The sequence below is a fragment of the Rhizobium sp. CB2179 genome, from assembly GCF_057653455.1.
In genome coordinates, this window is sequence record NZ_CM172781.1 from 4,665,791 (window position 1) to 4,679,747 (window position 13,957).

Genomic DNA, 13,957 nt, shown 5'->3' on the forward strand with positions numbered 1-13,957 from the left:
AGCCGGTTACTTCAGCTTGCCCTTCATCGTCGCCTCCGGAAAGCATGTCGGCTTCATATCGTTCTTTGCCTGCCACTGGCCGATTGAACGCCGGGTCTTGTAGCCCGGCAGACCGTCGGAACCGCCGACATCATAGCCCTGCCGTTCCAGCGCCTTCTGTATGGCGGCGACATCCGAGCGCAGCATCTTGCCGACATCACCCCATCTGCCCTGGAAGGCGCCGTCATTATAGGCGATCCGGTCGGCGAGGTTGCCGATATAGAGCGCGTAGAGATCGGAATTATTGTATTCCTTGATGATGTAGAAATTCGGCGTGACGATGAATTCCGGTCCGTCGCGGCCGGCCGGAACCAGCATCATGCCCTCAGCCTTCATCTCGCCGGAGGGAAAGCCCTTGCCGGAGATGCGGTCGATTCCGAGCGAGGCCCAGTGCGACAGCGGCTTTGCCAGATCGGGTCCTTCCTGCGCGCAAGAAACCGCCTCCGGTATCGACACCTCGAAGCCCCAGTCGCGGCCGCGCTGCCAACCTTTCTTGACCAGGTAATTGGCGATCGAGGCGAGCGTATCGGGCACCGAGGTCCAGATATTGCGGTGGCCGTCGCCATCGAAATCCACGGCATATTTCAGATAGCTGGTCGGCATGAATTGCGGCTGGCCGAGTGCGCCCGCCCACGAACCCTTGAAATTAGCAGGTGTGACGTCACCGCCGTCGAGAATATGGAGTGCGGCCACCAGCTCGGTGCGGAACATCTCCTTGCGCGTCGACATGAAGGCCTTGGTCGCCAGCACCTCGATCGCCGAATTCGGGATCTTCGCCGCACCGAAGCCGGTCTCACGGCCCCAGATGGCCAGCACGATCGAGCCCGGCACGCCATAGGTCTTTTCGATCCGCTTCAGCGTCGAGCCGTATTGGGCGGCAAAGCCGCGACCCGTTGCGGCAAGTTTCTTCAGCTGGTCTTCGTTGAAATAGGGAGCGGGCGAGGAAAATTCGGCCTGCGTCTGCTTCTGCTCCTTCGGCGGCGGGAAACCGGGCGGGGCGAGATCGGGCAGGTTCCAGTTCAACGTGATGCCGGAGAAAGCGGCTTGAAAGACCTTCTCCGAAATGCCGTTCGCCTTCGCCTCCGGCCAGAGGTCACTCTGCACCCATTTCTCGAACTGCGCCTCGACATCGGCTTTCGAAGGGGCCGCGTAACAGGAGAGGGGCAGGAGAGCTGCCGCCAACGCGAGTGCGAATATCCGCAGCCGCCGTGGAACACCCCCCTCTGCCCTGCCGGGCATCTCCCCCACAGGGGGGGAGATCGGCGGGGCGCGGAGGTTTCCGCCGATAATCGACGTTTCTGCGCGGCAAGCTGACAATGAAGCGGGAAACCAAAGCCACTTGTGATCTCCCCCCTTGGGGGGGAGATGCCCGGCAGGGCAGAGGGGGGTGTGGTGCAACATACGCAAGCCTCCCTAAATCACCGTCCGCGCCCGAAGTGCCGCCGCAAGGGTGCCCTCGTCGAGATAGTCGAGTTCGCCGCCGACAGGCACGCCATGCGCCAGCCGGGTGATCTTCACATCGAGCCCCTGCAACTGGTCGGTGATGTAGTGCGCTGTCGTCTGTCCCTCGACGGTGGCATTGACCGCGATGATCAGTTCCCGGATGCCGCCTTCGCCGACCCTGTCGATCAGCCCGCGAATATTGAGATCGTCAGGACCGACCCCGTCGAGTGGTGACAGCGTGCCGCCGAGCACGTGATAGGCGGCGTTCATCGCGCCTGCCCGTTCCAGCGCCCAGAGATCCGAGACGTCCTCGACGACGATGATGACGGATTGATCGCGTTGGACGTCGGTGCAGACAATGCAGGGATCGACCGTATCGACATTGCCGCAGCGCGAGCAGATCTTCACCTTGTCATAGGCCTCGCCCATTGCATTCGACAGCGGGCCGAGCAGTTGGTCCTTCTTCTTGATCAGATGCAGTGCCGCCCGGCGCGCCGAGCGCGGCCCGAGGCCCGGCACCTTCGCCAGAAGCTGGATGAGTTTTTCGATTTCGGGGCCGGTGACTCGTTTTGCCATGCGCCGTTCTTAACTGATATGGGACGAAAACGGAATCGCGGAAGGATTGCCCGTCCCATGAAAATCCTGGCCTTGTGCACCGGCAATCCGGAAAGACTGCCGGGCAAGAGCTACAAGACCGGCATCTTCAAACATGCCGTCAACGGCGCGGTGATGATCGACGCCGAAGGTCTTGTCGGCGATGCGATCTGTAACCGCAAACACCATGGCGGCGTCGACCAGGCGGTCTATGTCGAGGGATCGCTAACGCTCGACTGGTGGGCGCAGGAACTGGGCCGACCCTACGAGGCGGGTACTTTCGGCGAGAACATGGTGATATCAGATCTCGACAATCGCGACGTCGCCGTCGGTGACCGCTTCGCCGCTGGCGATCTCATCCTCGAGGTCACTGCATGCCGTATGCCCTGCGCCACCTTCGCCGCCAGGATGGTCGATCCGAAATTCGTCAAGCGTTATACCGCCGCCGCCCGTCCCGGCATCTATTGCCGCGTCATCCGAGGCGGCGTGGTCGAGCCCGGGATGCCGATGGAATACACGTCTTTTTCGGGAGACAAGATTACGATGCCCGAGCTAATGGAGACCTTCGGCCGAAGGCTTCAGGGCGCAGATCGGGCGCGATATCTCGCGGCCCCAATTCACTACAAGCTTCGGGCCATGCTGGAATCCCAAGCCGACGAAGCACACTAGCTCACACACCTTGATATGTGGACCGCCTCAGAACGGCAGCTTGAAGCCGGGCGGGATCGGCAGGCCTGCGGTCAGTGCCTTGGTCTTTTCGGCGGCGAGTGCCTCGGCCTTGTCCTTGGCGTCCTTGTGGGCGGCGACGATCAGGTCCTCGAGGATCTCGACATCGTCTTCCTTGAACAGCGACGGATCGATCTTCAGGCTCTTCAGCTCGCCCTTGCCCGATATGACGACGGCAACGAGACCGCCGCCCGCCTTGCCTTCGGCCGTGAGCTCGGCGATCTCCGCCTGCATCTGCTCCATCTTGGCCTGCATTTCCTTGACTTTGCCCATCATGCCCATGATGTCGCGCATCGTCTCGCTCCTTCTTAAACCTAGAATTCTATATCGTCGCCCGGCAGGATGTCACCTTCCTCGGATTCGGCGGCGGCCGGCGGCGTCGCCTCGCCTTCCTCCTCCGGTTCGGGCGCCCGCACGCGCACGTCGATGATCTTGGCACCCGGAAAATGCGCAAGGATCGCCGCCACGTCAGGGTCCTGGCGCGCGTCGATCACATGCTGTTCCCGCGTCCTGGCCTCCGCTTCGACAAGCGTCGGCTGGCCCTCGTCGCGGCTGAGGCTGACGATCCAGTGGATGCCGGTCCATTCCTTCAGCTTGACGGCAAGCTCGTTGAGCAGCGTCGTCGGCGCACCGGGAGCCAGGCTGACGTCGAGCCGGCCGGCTTCGATCCGGACCGGGCGCAGGAAGGTGCGCACCATCGCCTTCAGCTTCGGATCGCGTTTCTCGGTGGCGAGGTTGACGATATCATTGACCGAATTGACCGGGACGAGCGGCTTCAGGGCTTCCGCGGGCTTTGGCTCGATCCGCCCGACAGACATGGTCTCGGGCTGGCTGCTCGGCACGGCACGCAGCATCGCCACCGGCGCGGAAGGCTGCGGCGGGCTCGGTGCGGTTTCCGCGGCGCGCGCCGCGACACTGTTCTGATAGGAAACCCGTGTCCCGTTGCCGCCGCCATTGCCGGACGGCGGAGCCGCGGGCCGCGGGCCGGCATTGTCGCCGGAAAATTCGGCAAGTCGCCGCGCCGCATCCTCAGGCGCCGGCAGATGGGCGGCATGTGCAAGCCGGATCAGCACCATCTCGGCGGCCCCTGCCGTCCGTGACGAGCCTTCCGTTTCCGGAATGCCCTTGAGCAGCATCTGCCAGATCCGCGACAGCGTCGTCACCGCAACGCCCTTGGCAAATTCCGCCGCTTTGGTGCGCTCGACCTCGCTGAGCGAAGGGTCGTTTGCCGCATCCGGCACATATTTCAGCCGCGTCACCAGATGGGTGAAATCGGCAAGATCGGTCAGCACTACCACCGGATTGGCGCCAGCTTCGTATTGGTTCTGGAACTCGCCGAGTGCGGCGGCCACATCGCCCTTGACGATATGCTGGAAGAGATCGACGATCCGGGCGCGATCGGCAAGGCCGAGCATGCTGCGCACGGCTTCCGCCTGCACGACGCCCGCGCCATGGGCGATCGCCTGGTCGAGCAGCGACAGGCCGTCGCGCGCCGAGCCTTCGGCAGCACGCGCGATCATCGCCAGCGCGTCGGCTTCCGCCTCGATGCCTTCCTTGGCCGCGATCGTCGTGAACAGCCCAACGAGATCCGAGGCGCTTATGCGGCGCAGGTCGAAACGCTGGCAGCGCGACAGCACGGTGATCGGTACCTTGCGGATCTCGGTGGTGGCGAAGATGAACTTCACATGCTCCGGCGGCTCTTCCAGCGTCTTTAACAGGCCGTTGAAGGCCTGCGTCGACAGCATATGCACTTCGTCGATGATATAGACCTTGTAGCGCGCCGAAACCGGCCGGTAGCGCACCTGCTCGATGATCTCGCGGATATCGTCGATACCGGTATGGGAAGCGGCATCCATCTCGATCACGTCGACATGCCGGCCTTCCATGATTGCCTGGCAGTGCTCGCCCGGCGTGCGAAGGTCGATCGTCGGCTTGTCGATTTCTGATGTCTTGTAGTTCAGCGCCCGCGCCAGGATGCGCGCCGTCGTCGTCTTGCCGACGCCGCGCACGCCGGTCAGCATGTAGGCTTGGGCGATGCGACCGGTCTCGAAGGCGTTGGTGAGGGTGCGGACCATCGGCTCCTGGCCGACCATCAGGTCCGTGAAATCCTTGGGGCGGTATTTGCGAGCCAGCACTCGGTATCCGGTGCCCGTCGAGGCGGCATCTTTTGATTGTCGCTCGGTGTCGCTCATCGCCCTGCTTGTCGCCCGGCTATCGGGCACTTCGTGGAGAGAAGGTGGGAGGCTGGCACGATGACCCGTGCCGGGCTCGTTAGGGCTGCTTCCTTCCGGACCTGACCCGGTTGGCGAGTGGCTCGTCCACCACCAACCTCCCGGATGCACATATCGGCAATATCGTCATCAAAAGCAAGCCAACATGCGAAAAAACTGCTAGTCGTTGGAAAACATGAGGAGAATGCCCTTTGAAAGGTTTCGCGCTCGATCCCCGGCTGGAAAACGACAGCGTCAGCATCATGGTCACCGGTCTCTGTGACCTGAGATTGTCGAGGGACGCCCGCTGGCCCTGGCTCATTCTCGTGCCGCGCCGGGCTGACATTACCGAAATCTTCGAGCTGACGCCGCTCGACCAGGTGCTGCTTGCCTTCGAGACGGAGCTGGTCACCAAGGCGCTGAAGGAGATCACCGGCGCGACAAAAATCAATGTCGGGGCTCTTGGCAATATCGTCCGCCAGCTTCATGTTCATGTCATTGCCCGCTTCGAAGGCGATGCCAATTGGCCGGGTCCCGTCTGGGGCTTCGGGCGCGCGGAACCCTACGAAGACGGAAAGAGAGACGAATTTATAGCGAAGCTGCGGGAAGCCTTTTCATCATGAGTCATTCGCTTTTCGATTCGGATGTGCCGCATCCGGAACCCAGCAATCTCACGGCCTTTGCCGCCAACGACCTCAACCGCGATTCCGAGCATCGCGACGAACAATCCGTCGAGAAGGCGCTGGCCAAGGAAGGCACCCATATCTTTGCCTTCGCGGGGGATAAGCTGGTGCTGAAGCATGACGGCCAGGTGCTTGACCCGCTCTTTGCCCGCTATGAGCTGCAGGGATTGCAGCCGGATTGGGATGCAACGGTGCTTCTCGGCTACCGCAAGACCGGCGAGCCGCGCCTTGCCGTTCCCGTCGGCATCGATGTCGACGACCTCACCAGCCAGTACAAGCCTGCCGACGGCCGCACGCTGTTTCGCGAAATGCTGATCGACGAGGTGTTGCTCGGCGAATTCGCCCAGGCCGCGAGCCTCATCCGCTGGAACGGTGACAACCGCTTCTGCGGCCGCTGCGGCTCGGCGATGGAGATCCACATCGGCGGCTATAAGCGCGTCTGTGCCGCCTGCGAGCACATGATCTTCCCCCGCACCGACCCCGTCGTCATCATGCTGACGGTTGACGAGCAGCGCGACCTCTGCCTGCTCGGCCGCAGCCCGCATTTTGCGCCCGGTATGTATTCCTGTCTTGCCGGCTTCCTCGAACCCGGCGAGACCATCGAGAACGCCGTGCGTCGGGAAACGCTGGAGGAATCCGGCATCCGCACCGGCCGCATCCGCTATCATGCCTCGCAGCCCTGGCCGATGCCGCATTCCCTGATGATCGGCTGTTATGCCGAGGCGAAATCGACCGAAATCAGCCGCGACGAGACCGAGCTGGAAGATTGCCGCTGGTTCACCCGCGAGGAAACGATCGAGATGCTGGAACGCCCGAGCGCGACAGGCAAGGCCTCGCCGCCGAAAGGGGCGATCGCCCACCGCCTGATGCGCGACTGGGTGGAGTGGAAGCGCTAGCGCCATGCCGGTCGCCCGCTCGGAACGGCTGCTGACGCTGCTCCAGACGCTCCGGCGTTACCGGCGACCGGTGACCGGAACGGTGCTGGCACAAGAGACCGGGGTGAGCCTGCGCACGCTCTATCGCGATATTGCCAGCCTGCAGGCCCAGGGCGCGATGATCGAAGGCGAAGCCGGCATCGGCTACGTGCTGAAGCCCGGCTTCATGCTGCCGCCGATGATGTTTTCCGAAGAAGAGCTGGAGGCATTGGTGCTCGGCTCGCGCTGGGTGGCCCGCGCCGCCGAGCCGCGCCTTGCCGGTGCCGGCGCCGATGCACTGGCCAAGATTGCCGCCGTGCTGCCGGCCGATATGCGCGAGATGATCGATTCGGCAGCGCTTTTTGTCGGTCCCAAACGCAGGGACGAGGACAAGGCTGACGTTTCGGCCATCCGCAGGGCGATCCGCCTGGAGCGTATCCTCGAACTGCATTATGGCGACGAGCAAGGCCGTATCTCACGCCGCCGCGTCTGGCCTTTCGGGCTCGGCTATTATGAGCATGTGCGCGTCCTCATGGCCTGGTGCGAACTGCGCCAGGACTTTCGCCATTTCCGCACCGACCGCATCATCGACATGGCGTTGCATGAGGGGCGCTATCCGCGCCGCCGCACGGTGCTCCTCAAGGAATGGCGCGAGACGCAGGACGTGCCGATCGAGAGCTGAACGCTGCTGCCATAAACTGTCAGCAGGACGGGTTATTATCAGTACCAATCCAACAGGAAAGGAGTACTGATCATGGTAACGCCTCCAGCCATTCATTTCGCGAACGACCGTTTTACTGCCGAGTCCTTTGCCGATGTCATTTCGGCCGAGACTTTTGCCGATGTCCGCCAGTCAGCGCGCTCCGGCCTGCTGGACTTGTTGATGAACGTTTTCCGATTTCGCAGGGGAGAGCGCACCAGCCTCGACCTTGACGCGACTCCGGACTACCTGAAGCGCGACCTTGGCTTCATGGATGGACGCGACCCGCATTGCGAGGACCGTTTCCCGCTCTAAATCATATCGCGCAAAAGTGCGCCGCGGTTTTGCGACAACGACATGCGTAAAAACAAAGACCTAAAGCGCCAGGAGCGAATCTGAAGATCGCGACGCTTTAGGCCACCCTAGCCTTATCAACATTCCACCCGACGAGAACGGGGGCGTTGCGATCGCTGCGCCCTCTGCACTCTGCTGCCATCCATTGTCAGCAGGTGATCCCTCGCGGCGCCATTCTAAAACAACGGGAGAACCGAAATGACCAGCCCCAATCTCATTATTCTTTACGTCAAGGACCCAGGTGAAAGCGCCAGCTTCTACCGGAACCTGCTCAATCGCGAACCGGCCGTGGAGGCGCCGAATTTCGTCGCTTTTCCGCTCGAGGGCGGCTTCACGCTCGGTCTCTGGCGGCGCAGCAAGGTCGAACCGCAGCCCTCCGCCATCGGCAATCGCGGCGAAGTGGCCTTCATGGTCAAGGGAGAAAATGCTGTCGCCAGGCACTACGAAGACTGGCGCCAGCGCGGCCTGCCGATCGCCCAGGAACTGACCGAACTGGATTTCGGCCCGACCTTCGTCGTGCTCGATCCGGATGGGCATCGGCTGCGTGTCTGTGAGCCGGATAAATAATTTAAGGGACACGCGAGGCCTGTCGAGAGCATGATGCCGAAAAGTGTGAGCGGTTTTCGGACAACATCATGCTCTAACTATTAATTTAGACAGGATGATTTTAGGCCGACCCGGCCTGAAATCATCCTGTCTAAAGCAGGCCTCGCATCGCATGCCCCTTGTAGACGCCGAGGATGCGCACTTTCTCGGAAAAGAACCGCAGTTCCTCCAATGCCCGGCGCACGTTCGGATCGTTCGGATGGCCTTCGATATCGGCGTAAAACTGCGTCGCCACGAATTTTCCGCCGAGCTGGTAGCTTTCGAGCTTCGTCATGTTGATGTTGTTGGTGGCAAAACCTCCGAGCGCCTTGTAGAGCGCGGCCGGAATGTTGCGGACGTTGAAGACGAAGGTGGTGACGACCTTTTCTTCCGCCGAGTTCCGTTGCGCCCATTCCTCGTCGCGGGACAGAACGACGAAACGGGTCACATTGTTTTCCGTATCCTCGACATTTTCGGCGATGATCTCGAGCCCGTAGAGATCGGCGGCAAGGCGGGGCGCCAAGGCGGCCATCGAGCGGTCGCCGGTTTCCTGCACGAGCTTTGCCGCCCCTGCGGTATCGCCGGCGATCACCGGTTTCCAGCCATTGGCGCGAACAATCTTGCGGCACTGGCCGAGCGCGTGGATATGGCTGTGGACCGTGCGGATCTCGTCCTTGGTAACACCGGGCAGTACCATCAGCTGGAAGCGAATCGGCATGAAATATTCGCCGATGATGTGCAGCCGCGACTCCGGCAGCAGATGGTGGATATCGGCGACGCGCCCGGCGATCGTGTTCTCGATCGGGATCATCCCGATATCGGCATCGCCGTTGTCGACCGCCGTGAACGCATCCTCGAAGGTCTGGCAGGGCAGCGGCTCCATGGTCGGAAACATGTCGCGGCTGGCCATGTCGGAATTGGCGCCGAATTCGCCCTGGAAGGCGATCCTGTTGGTCTTGATGTTCATGATGGTTCCGTCAGTTCGACTTTGCGGAGAGGATGCGCCGCGCTTTTTCGAGGTCGGCGGGAGTATCGACACCGAGCGGAACCGTGTCAACGATCTCGGCGTCGATGCGCATGCCGGCTTCCAGCGCCCGCAGCTGCTCCAGCGATTCGCGCTTTTCGAGTGTCGAGGGACCGAGCGAGACGAACCGTTCCAGTGCCGCACGCCGATAGGCATAAAGGCCGATATGATGGTAGAGCGGCCCCTGGCCGTAAGGCGCGGTTGCGCGCGTGAAGTAGAGCGCGTGCAGCCGGTTGCCGGAAATCGGCGAGCCGACAATCTTGACGATGTGCGGCGCGGTCTTGTCCTCGTCGTTGTCGATTTCGGTTGTCAGCGTTCCGATATCGACCGCCTCGTTCTCGAGCGGGCGCAAAGCCGCGCGCACTGTTTCCGGATCGATCGTCGGCAGATCGCCCTGGACGTTGACGATGATTTTCGCCTTGCCCTCCGGATCGACTTTCGTCAGCGCCTCAAAGATCCGATCAGAACCCGACTGGTGATCCGTGCTGGTCATGACGACTTCGAAGCCGGCGGCGGCCACCGCATCGAACACTCGGGCGTCGTCGACGGCGACGACGACACGGCCGATGGCTGCCTCCCTGGCGCGCAGCGCCACCTGAACGATCATCGGCAGACCGCAAATATCGGCCAACGGCTTGCCCGGAAGCCGGGTGGAGGCCATGCGCGCCGGGATCAATACGAGCACGCCGTCTAAATTTGAATCACTCATTGTTCGGGCCTTCTATTCCGGGCTGAAAAGTGTCAAAAAGTCTCACGCACAAGACCATTTAGACAGTTGCAACGATCAACCAAAAGACATAGGTTCCGCGCGATTTCAAGATGGTCCGGTTTATGGTCTGCCGGCTGCAAGGGGAGCATTGCAGATGAATTCATACGTCAATACGGCCGTCGGGGCGCTGCTCGGAACGATTTTCGTTCTGATGTCGGTCTCCATCGCGTCCGAAGGGATCTTCCATTCCGAAGCACCGGAAAAGGAAGGTTTCGCGATCGTTGCCGAAGAGGCGCCCGCCGCTGGCGGCGAGGCTGCGCCTGCCGTTGCCGTTCCGATCGCGCAATTGCTCGCTTCTGCAGATGCCAAGGCCGGTGAAACGGTCTTCAAGAAGTGTCAGGCCTGTCATGACGGCACCAAAGGGGGACCGAACAAGGTCGGTCCCAACCTCTTTGGTGTCGTAGATCGCCCGATCGCCTCGCATGCAGGCTTCGCCTATTCCGCTCCCATGAAGGATTTCTCCAAGGGCAGCAGCGAGAAGTGGACCTTCGAATATCTCAACAAGTTCCTGCTGGCACCGAAGAAGGACGTCCCGGGCACCGCCATGGGCTTTGCCGGTTTGGCGAAGGATCAGGACCGCGCCAACGTCATTCTCTACCTGCACACGCTCGCCGATTCGCCGGTGCCGCTGCCGGATCCGAACGCCGCGACCCAGTGACGCGGCAGACAATCGGATGACATCGAAGCCCGGCCCGCAAGCCGGGCTTTTTGCTGTGCAGAGAACCAATTAAAACATGTCGCGCAAAACTGTGCAGCCGTTTTTAGACTACGACGCGCTTCAGGCGCCGAGGAAATAGGCCCAGAGCGAGACCGTGATGGCGCCGAGCGCCGTCGTCACGGTGATCGTCGAGGCGGCGAGGCTGTGACCGACGCCGAAGCGATTGGCGATCAGCCAGGCGTTGACGCCTGTCGGGACGGAGGAGGTCAGCACGATCGCTGCCGTCCATTCGGGGCTGAGACCGAGGAGACGGCTCGCCGCCCACACGCAGCCAGGCAGCAGCAGCAGCTTCAGGCTTGAGGTGACGCTGGCGATGCCGAGATTGCCGGAGACACCGTATCTCTCCAGCGCCATGCCGAGCGATATCAGCGCCGCCGGGCCGGCAATGCCGGCGATCTGCCCGACGACCGTTGCCAGCGTCGTCGGCATGGTGAGACCGGAAAGGTGCATGGCCATGCCGGCCGCAAGGCCGATCACCAGCGGGTTGCGCACGAGATTGACCGCGATCTGGCGGAGCACGAGCATCATGCTACGATCGCTTTTGCCGGCGATCTTGCGCTCGGCATGCTCCATCAACACCGTGCCGGCGACCATCATCACGGGCAGATGCACGGCAAGCAGGATCGACAGCGCCACCAGCCCTTCGTCGCCGACGGTCCGCTCGACGAGCGGCAGGCCGATGAAGATATTATTGGCGAAGGCCGAGGAGACGCCGGCCAGCACGCCGATACGTTCGTCGCGGCCGAAGAGCCGTGTGGCGGCGATATGGCCGGCTGTCCAAGTGATGGCGACGCCGGAAAAATAGACGACCCAGAGGCGAAAAGGCGAGGCGCCATGAAAATCCGCCTCGGCGATGGTGCGGAAAAGCAGAAGCGGCACGGCGATCTTGAAGACGAATTCGCTGAGCGCTTCGCCGACATTCGACGCCATCAACCCGCTGCGGACGATCACCCAGCCGATAAGAATCAGGATGAAGATGGGAAGGACGTCAAGAATGATGGCTGACATAGGGGAGGCTGCTCTGCGCGGGGGAGTATTCGACGTCTACAGCGCCGCGCGTCTTTTCAGACGCGCAAAGGACGCTGTAGCACTTTGAATTGCTGCATAATTTTATCCTTAAATCGATTCCGATTTAAGGAATTATGCAGTAGCAGCAAACTGCTTGGATTGAAAAGGCAACCGCCGTCCAATCAGGCGCATCGGCAAAACAAAAAAAAGCGGGCATAGCCCGCTTTTCCGCTCCGGCCTTGCCGGATACCCGGATCACGAAGCTGCCAGTTCATCCGTGGTCAGCAACGCGCCGGTAAGATCGAAGGGATCATCCCTCGTGCGCCCGGCTGCAACTGAAAGCTGCTCATGCCGGTCTTCTTGCGAGCATTTCTAGATTTCGAAAGTGACAGGGACATGACGAATAGGCGGCACTTTTGCGAAGAAATAGAGAGGCCATCCACCATTTATCCTTCCAAACCGCGGAAATTTCGCTAAGACCAAACCCCGGCTATCACAAACTCCGGGACCCCCCATTTCATGACAAGATTCGATGTTCTGACAGTCGGCAACGCAATCGTGGATATCATTGCCCGTTGCGACGACCAGTTCCTCATTGACAACCAGATCACCAAGGCGGCGATGAACCTCATCGATGCCGAACGCGCCGAACTCTTGTATTCGCGCATGGGACCGGCGCTCGAAGCTTCCGGCGGCAGCGCCGGCAACACGGCGGCGGGCGTTGCCAGCCTCGGCGGCAAGGCTGCCTATTTCGGCAATGTCGCCCAAGACCAGCTCGGCGACATCTTCGCGCACGACATCCGCGCCCAGGGCGTCCACTACCAGACCCGGCCGAAGGGCACCTTCCCGCCGACGGCGCGTTCGATGATCTTCGTCACCGAGGACGGCGAGCGTTCGATGAACACCTATCTCGGCGCTTGCGTCGAGCTCGGTCCGGAGGATGTCGAGACCGACGTCGTGGCCGACGCCAAGGTTACCTATTTCGAAGGATATCTCTGGGATCCGCCACGCGCCAAGGAAGCGATCCTCGATTGTGCCCGCATCGCCCATGAAAACGGCCGCGAAGTGTCGATGACGCTGTCGGACAGCTTTTGCGTCGGCCGCTATCGCGACGAATTCCTCGATCTGATGCGCTCAGGCAAGGTCGATATCGTCTTCGCCAATCGCCAGGAGGCGCTGTCACTCTACGAGACCGACGATTTCGAAGAGGCGCTGAACAGGATCGCGGCCGATTGCAAGATCGCCGCCGTCACGATGAGCGAGGACGGTGCCGTCATCCTCAAGGGCAAAGAGCGTTATTACGTCGACGCCATCAGGATCAGGGAAGTGGTCGATACGACAGGCGCCGGCGATCTCTTCGCCTCCGGCTTCCTCTATGGCTATACGCAGGGCCGTTCGCTTGAGGATTGCGGCAAGCTCGGTTGCCTGGCTGCCGGCATCGTCATCCAGCAGATCGGCCCGCGTCCGATGAGCTCGCTTTCCGAGGCCGCCAAACAGGCAGGGCTTATTTGAAGGCTTCGCCGGGATAGGCGCCCCAGATCTCCGACTGCGCCACCCAGCCAGAGGCGCCGTCGGATTCGGCGCGGCACCAGTCGCCGTTGCATTCGCCGATCGTCAGCATCACGCCGGGTTCGAGCTTCGCGACGATCGAGGCGGAGGGCTGCGCCTCGCGGCGCAGATTGACATAGATGCCCTTGCCCTTGGTCTTCATCCACGGGGCGGCGATCGCCGCGCGCTGGCCTGACAGCAGCGACTGGTTGACCCAGCCTTCGGTGCCGTCGGCATCTCGGATACGGCGCCAATTGTCGTATTCCTGGATGATCTCCACCGGCAGGCCGGATTTCAGGTACATCCACGAAACGGCGTAATCCGTTCCCGGACCGATGCGCAGGTTGACGCGCTTAGATTTCAGCGTGACGAAACGCGGCAATGGCAGTCCGCTTGGCCCCTTGGCCGCCTGCGCATGGGCGAACTCGACGCTTCCCATGGATGCAGCCAAAGCGATGGCAAGGGCGAGGCAGGACGTCAGGACTTTGCTGCGCATGGAAGTTTCCGTTTGCTCGAATTCGCGGGCAGGCCCGGCCTGTTCGCGGTCCGGGCTCTGACATTCCCCGGCTGCACCACGAGTTTTGTTTGTCTTCGCGTGCGGGTCTGGTAGAAAATGCCCGGATGGGAAAATTATCACCCCTC

The 13,957-nt window shown here is 61.7% G+C and carries 16 protein-coding genes and 1 other RNA gene; 8 read left to right on the plus strand and 9 right to left on the minus strand.

Annotated features, from left to right (window positions below):
- Nucleotides 1-6: 6 nt before the first annotated feature.
- The gene (locus AC244Q_RS22810) at nucleotides 7-1,278 is read right to left on the minus strand and encodes a lytic murein transglycosylase (protein ID WP_113546610.1); all 1,272 of its coding nucleotides are present in this window, start codon (nucleotides 1,276-1,278) and stop codon (nucleotides 7-9) included.
- A 174-nt stretch (nucleotides 1,279-1,452) separates the two neighbouring features.
- On the minus strand, nucleotides 1,453-2,058 hold the full coding sequence (gene recR / locus AC244Q_RS22815) for a recombination mediator RecR (protein WP_003544338.1): 606 nt from the start codon (nucleotides 2,056-2,058) through the stop codon (nucleotides 1,453-1,455).
- A gap of 57 nt (nucleotides 2,059-2,115) precedes the next feature.
- On the opposite strand from recR, the gene AC244Q_RS22820 reads away from it, so the two are divergent.
- On the plus strand, nucleotides 2,116-2,745 hold the full coding sequence (locus AC244Q_RS22820) for an MOSC domain-containing protein (protein WP_012759657.1): 630 nt from the start codon (nucleotides 2,116-2,118) through the stop codon (nucleotides 2,743-2,745).
- Nucleotides 2,746-2,772: 27 nt separating this feature from the next.
- Here AC244Q_RS22820 and AC244Q_RS22825 read toward each other — a convergent pair whose 3' ends face one another.
- The 3 genes from AC244Q_RS22825 to ffs all read right to left on the minus strand — a co-directional run bounded on the left by AC244Q_RS22825 (nucleotide 2,773) and on the right by ffs (nucleotide 5,135).
- Entirely contained in the window at nucleotides 2,773-3,096 is a 324-nt protein-coding gene (locus AC244Q_RS22825) for a YbaB/EbfC family nucleoid-associated protein (RefSeq protein ID WP_003555794.1), read from the minus strand.
- 20 nt (nucleotides 3,097-3,116) lie between these two features.
- Nucleotides 3,117-4,994 (minus strand): DNA polymerase III subunit gamma/tau, encoded by a 1,878-nt coding sequence (locus tag AC244Q_RS22830; protein WP_012759658.1) that lies wholly within the window; start codon nucleotides 4,992-4,994, stop codon nucleotides 3,117-3,119.
- Between the two features lie 44 nt (nucleotides 4,995-5,038).
- Nucleotides 5,039-5,135: signal recognition particle sRNA small type (ffs, locus tag AC244Q_RS22835), an RNA gene on the minus strand.
- 89 nt (nucleotides 5,136-5,224) lie between these two features.
- Between ffs and AC244Q_RS22840 the strand changes: the two genes are divergently transcribed.
- The 5 genes from AC244Q_RS22840 (at nucleotide 5,225) to AC244Q_RS22860 (ending at nucleotide 8,230) form a co-directional block, all read left to right on the plus strand.
- Nucleotides 5,225-5,635, plus strand: coding sequence for an HIT domain-containing protein (locus AC244Q_RS22840; RefSeq protein WP_113546609.1), 411 nt, complete (start codon nucleotides 5,225-5,227; stop codon nucleotides 5,633-5,635).
- Nucleotides 5,632-6,591: an NAD(+) diphosphatase gene (nudC, locus tag AC244Q_RS22845; protein WP_113546608.1), complete on the plus strand. Its 960-nt coding sequence runs from the start codon at nucleotides 5,632-5,634 to the stop codon at nucleotides 6,589-6,591. The genes AC244Q_RS22840 and nudC overlap by 4 nt, the downstream gene beginning before the upstream one ends.
- A 4-nt stretch (nucleotides 6,592-6,595) precedes the next feature.
- A complete protein-coding gene (locus AC244Q_RS22850; protein ID WP_012759661.1) occupies nucleotides 6,596-7,291 on the plus strand; it encodes a helix-turn-helix transcriptional regulator in 696 nt (231 codons plus the stop codon).
- 72 nt (nucleotides 7,292-7,363) lie between these two features.
- The gene (locus tag AC244Q_RS22855) at nucleotides 7,364-7,624 is read left to right on the plus strand and encodes a hypothetical protein (RefSeq protein WP_113546607.1); all 261 of its coding nucleotides are present in this window, start codon (nucleotides 7,364-7,366) and stop codon (nucleotides 7,622-7,624) included.
- 237 nt (nucleotides 7,625-7,861) lie between these two features.
- Nucleotides 7,862-8,230, plus strand: coding sequence for a VOC family protein (locus AC244Q_RS22860; protein WP_113546606.1), 369 nt, complete (start codon nucleotides 7,862-7,864; stop codon nucleotides 8,228-8,230).
- Between the two features lie 130 nt (nucleotides 8,231-8,360).
- On the opposite strand, the gene AC244Q_RS22865 is transcribed toward AC244Q_RS22860, so the two are convergent.
- Nucleotides 8,361-9,215: a prephenate dehydratase gene (locus AC244Q_RS22865; RefSeq protein WP_003544355.1), complete on the minus strand. Its 855-nt coding sequence runs from the start codon at nucleotides 9,213-9,215 to the stop codon at nucleotides 8,361-8,363.
- Nucleotides 9,216-9,225: 10 nt separating this feature from the next.
- Nucleotides 9,226-9,981, minus strand: coding sequence for a 3-deoxy-manno-octulosonate cytidylyltransferase (locus AC244Q_RS22870; protein WP_113546605.1), 756 nt, complete (start codon nucleotides 9,979-9,981; stop codon nucleotides 9,226-9,228).
- Between the two features lie 154 nt (nucleotides 9,982-10,135).
- On the opposite strand from AC244Q_RS22870, the gene AC244Q_RS22875 reads away from it, so the two are divergent.
- Nucleotides 10,136-10,699, plus strand: a complete 564-nt coding sequence (locus tag AC244Q_RS22875) for a c-type cytochrome (protein ID WP_012759664.1) — start codon at nucleotides 10,136-10,138, stop codon at nucleotides 10,697-10,699.
- 120 nt (nucleotides 10,700-10,819) lie between these two features.
- Here AC244Q_RS22875 and AC244Q_RS22880 read toward each other — a convergent pair whose 3' ends face one another.
- The gene (locus tag AC244Q_RS22880) at nucleotides 10,820-11,767 is read right to left on the minus strand and encodes an AEC family transporter (RefSeq protein ID WP_012759665.1); all 948 of its coding nucleotides are present in this window, start codon (nucleotides 11,765-11,767) and stop codon (nucleotides 10,820-10,822) included.
- A gap of 519 nt (nucleotides 11,768-12,286) precedes the next feature.
- Here AC244Q_RS22880 and AC244Q_RS22885 point away from each other — a divergent pair.
- A complete protein-coding gene (locus tag AC244Q_RS22885; protein WP_017995667.1) occupies nucleotides 12,287-13,279 on the plus strand; it encodes an adenosine kinase in 993 nt (330 codons plus the stop codon).
- Here AC244Q_RS22885 and AC244Q_RS22890 read toward each other — a convergent pair.
- Nucleotides 13,272-13,811 (minus strand): SH3 domain-containing protein, encoded by a 540-nt coding sequence (locus AC244Q_RS22890; protein ID WP_113546604.1) that lies wholly within the window; start codon nucleotides 13,809-13,811, stop codon nucleotides 13,272-13,274. The two genes, AC244Q_RS22885 and AC244Q_RS22890, sit on opposite strands and share 8 nt — an antisense overlap.
- Nucleotides 13,812-13,957: the final 146 nt, after the last annotated feature.

What these genes read in the sequence shown, in the direction of transcription:
- AC244Q_RS22880 (WP_012759665.1), bottom strand. Translation starts at nt 11,767, where the DNA reads ATGTCAGCCATCATTCTTGACGTCCTTCCCATCTTCATCCTGATTCTT.
- AC244Q_RS22855 (WP_113546607.1), top strand. Translation starts at nt 7,364, where the DNA reads ATGGTAACGCCTCCAGCCATTCATTTCGCGAACGACCGTTTTACTGCC.
- nudC (WP_113546608.1), top strand. Translation starts at nt 5,632, where the DNA reads ATGAGTCATTCGCTTTTCGATTCGGATGTGCCGCATCCGGAACCCAGC.
- AC244Q_RS22865 (WP_003544355.1), bottom strand. Translation starts at nt 9,215, where the DNA reads ATGAACATCAAGACCAACAGGATCGCCTTCCAGGGCGAATTCGGCGCC.
- AC244Q_RS22860 (WP_113546606.1), top strand. Translation starts at nt 7,862, where the DNA reads ATGACCAGCCCCAATCTCATTATTCTTTACGTCAAGGACCCAGGTGAA.
- AC244Q_RS22875 (WP_012759664.1), top strand. Translation starts at nt 10,136, where the DNA reads ATGAATTCATACGTCAATACGGCCGTCGGGGCGCTGCTCGGAACGATT.
- AC244Q_RS22870 (WP_113546605.1), bottom strand. Translation starts at nt 9,981, where the DNA reads ATGAGTGATTCAAATTTAGACGGCGTGCTCGTATTGATCCCGGCGCGC.
- recR (WP_003544338.1), bottom strand. Translation starts at nt 2,058, where the DNA reads ATGGCAAAACGAGTCACCGGCCCCGAAATCGAAAAACTCATCCAGCTT.
- AC244Q_RS22890 (WP_113546604.1), bottom strand. Translation starts at nt 13,811, where the DNA reads ATGCGCAGCAAAGTCCTGACGTCCTGCCTCGCCCTTGCCATCGCTTTG.
- AC244Q_RS22885 (WP_017995667.1), top strand. Translation starts at nt 12,287, where the DNA reads ATGACAAGATTCGATGTTCTGACAGTCGGCAACGCAATCGTGGATATC.
- AC244Q_RS22810 (WP_113546610.1), bottom strand. Translation starts at nt 1,278, where the DNA reads ATGCCCGGCAGGGCAGAGGGGGGTGTTCCACGGCGGCTGCGGATATTC.
- AC244Q_RS22825 (WP_003555794.1), bottom strand. Translation starts at nt 3,096, where the DNA reads ATGCGCGACATCATGGGCATGATGGGCAAAGTCAAGGAAATGCAGGCC.
- AC244Q_RS22850 (WP_012759661.1), top strand. Translation starts at nt 6,596, where the DNA reads ATGCCGGTCGCCCGCTCGGAACGGCTGCTGACGCTGCTCCAGACGCTC.
- AC244Q_RS22820 (WP_012759657.1), top strand. Translation starts at nt 2,116, where the DNA reads ATGAAAATCCTGGCCTTGTGCACCGGCAATCCGGAAAGACTGCCGGGC.
- AC244Q_RS22830 (WP_012759658.1), bottom strand. Translation starts at nt 4,994, where the DNA reads ATGAGCGACACCGAGCGACAATCAAAAGATGCCGCCTCGACGGGCACC.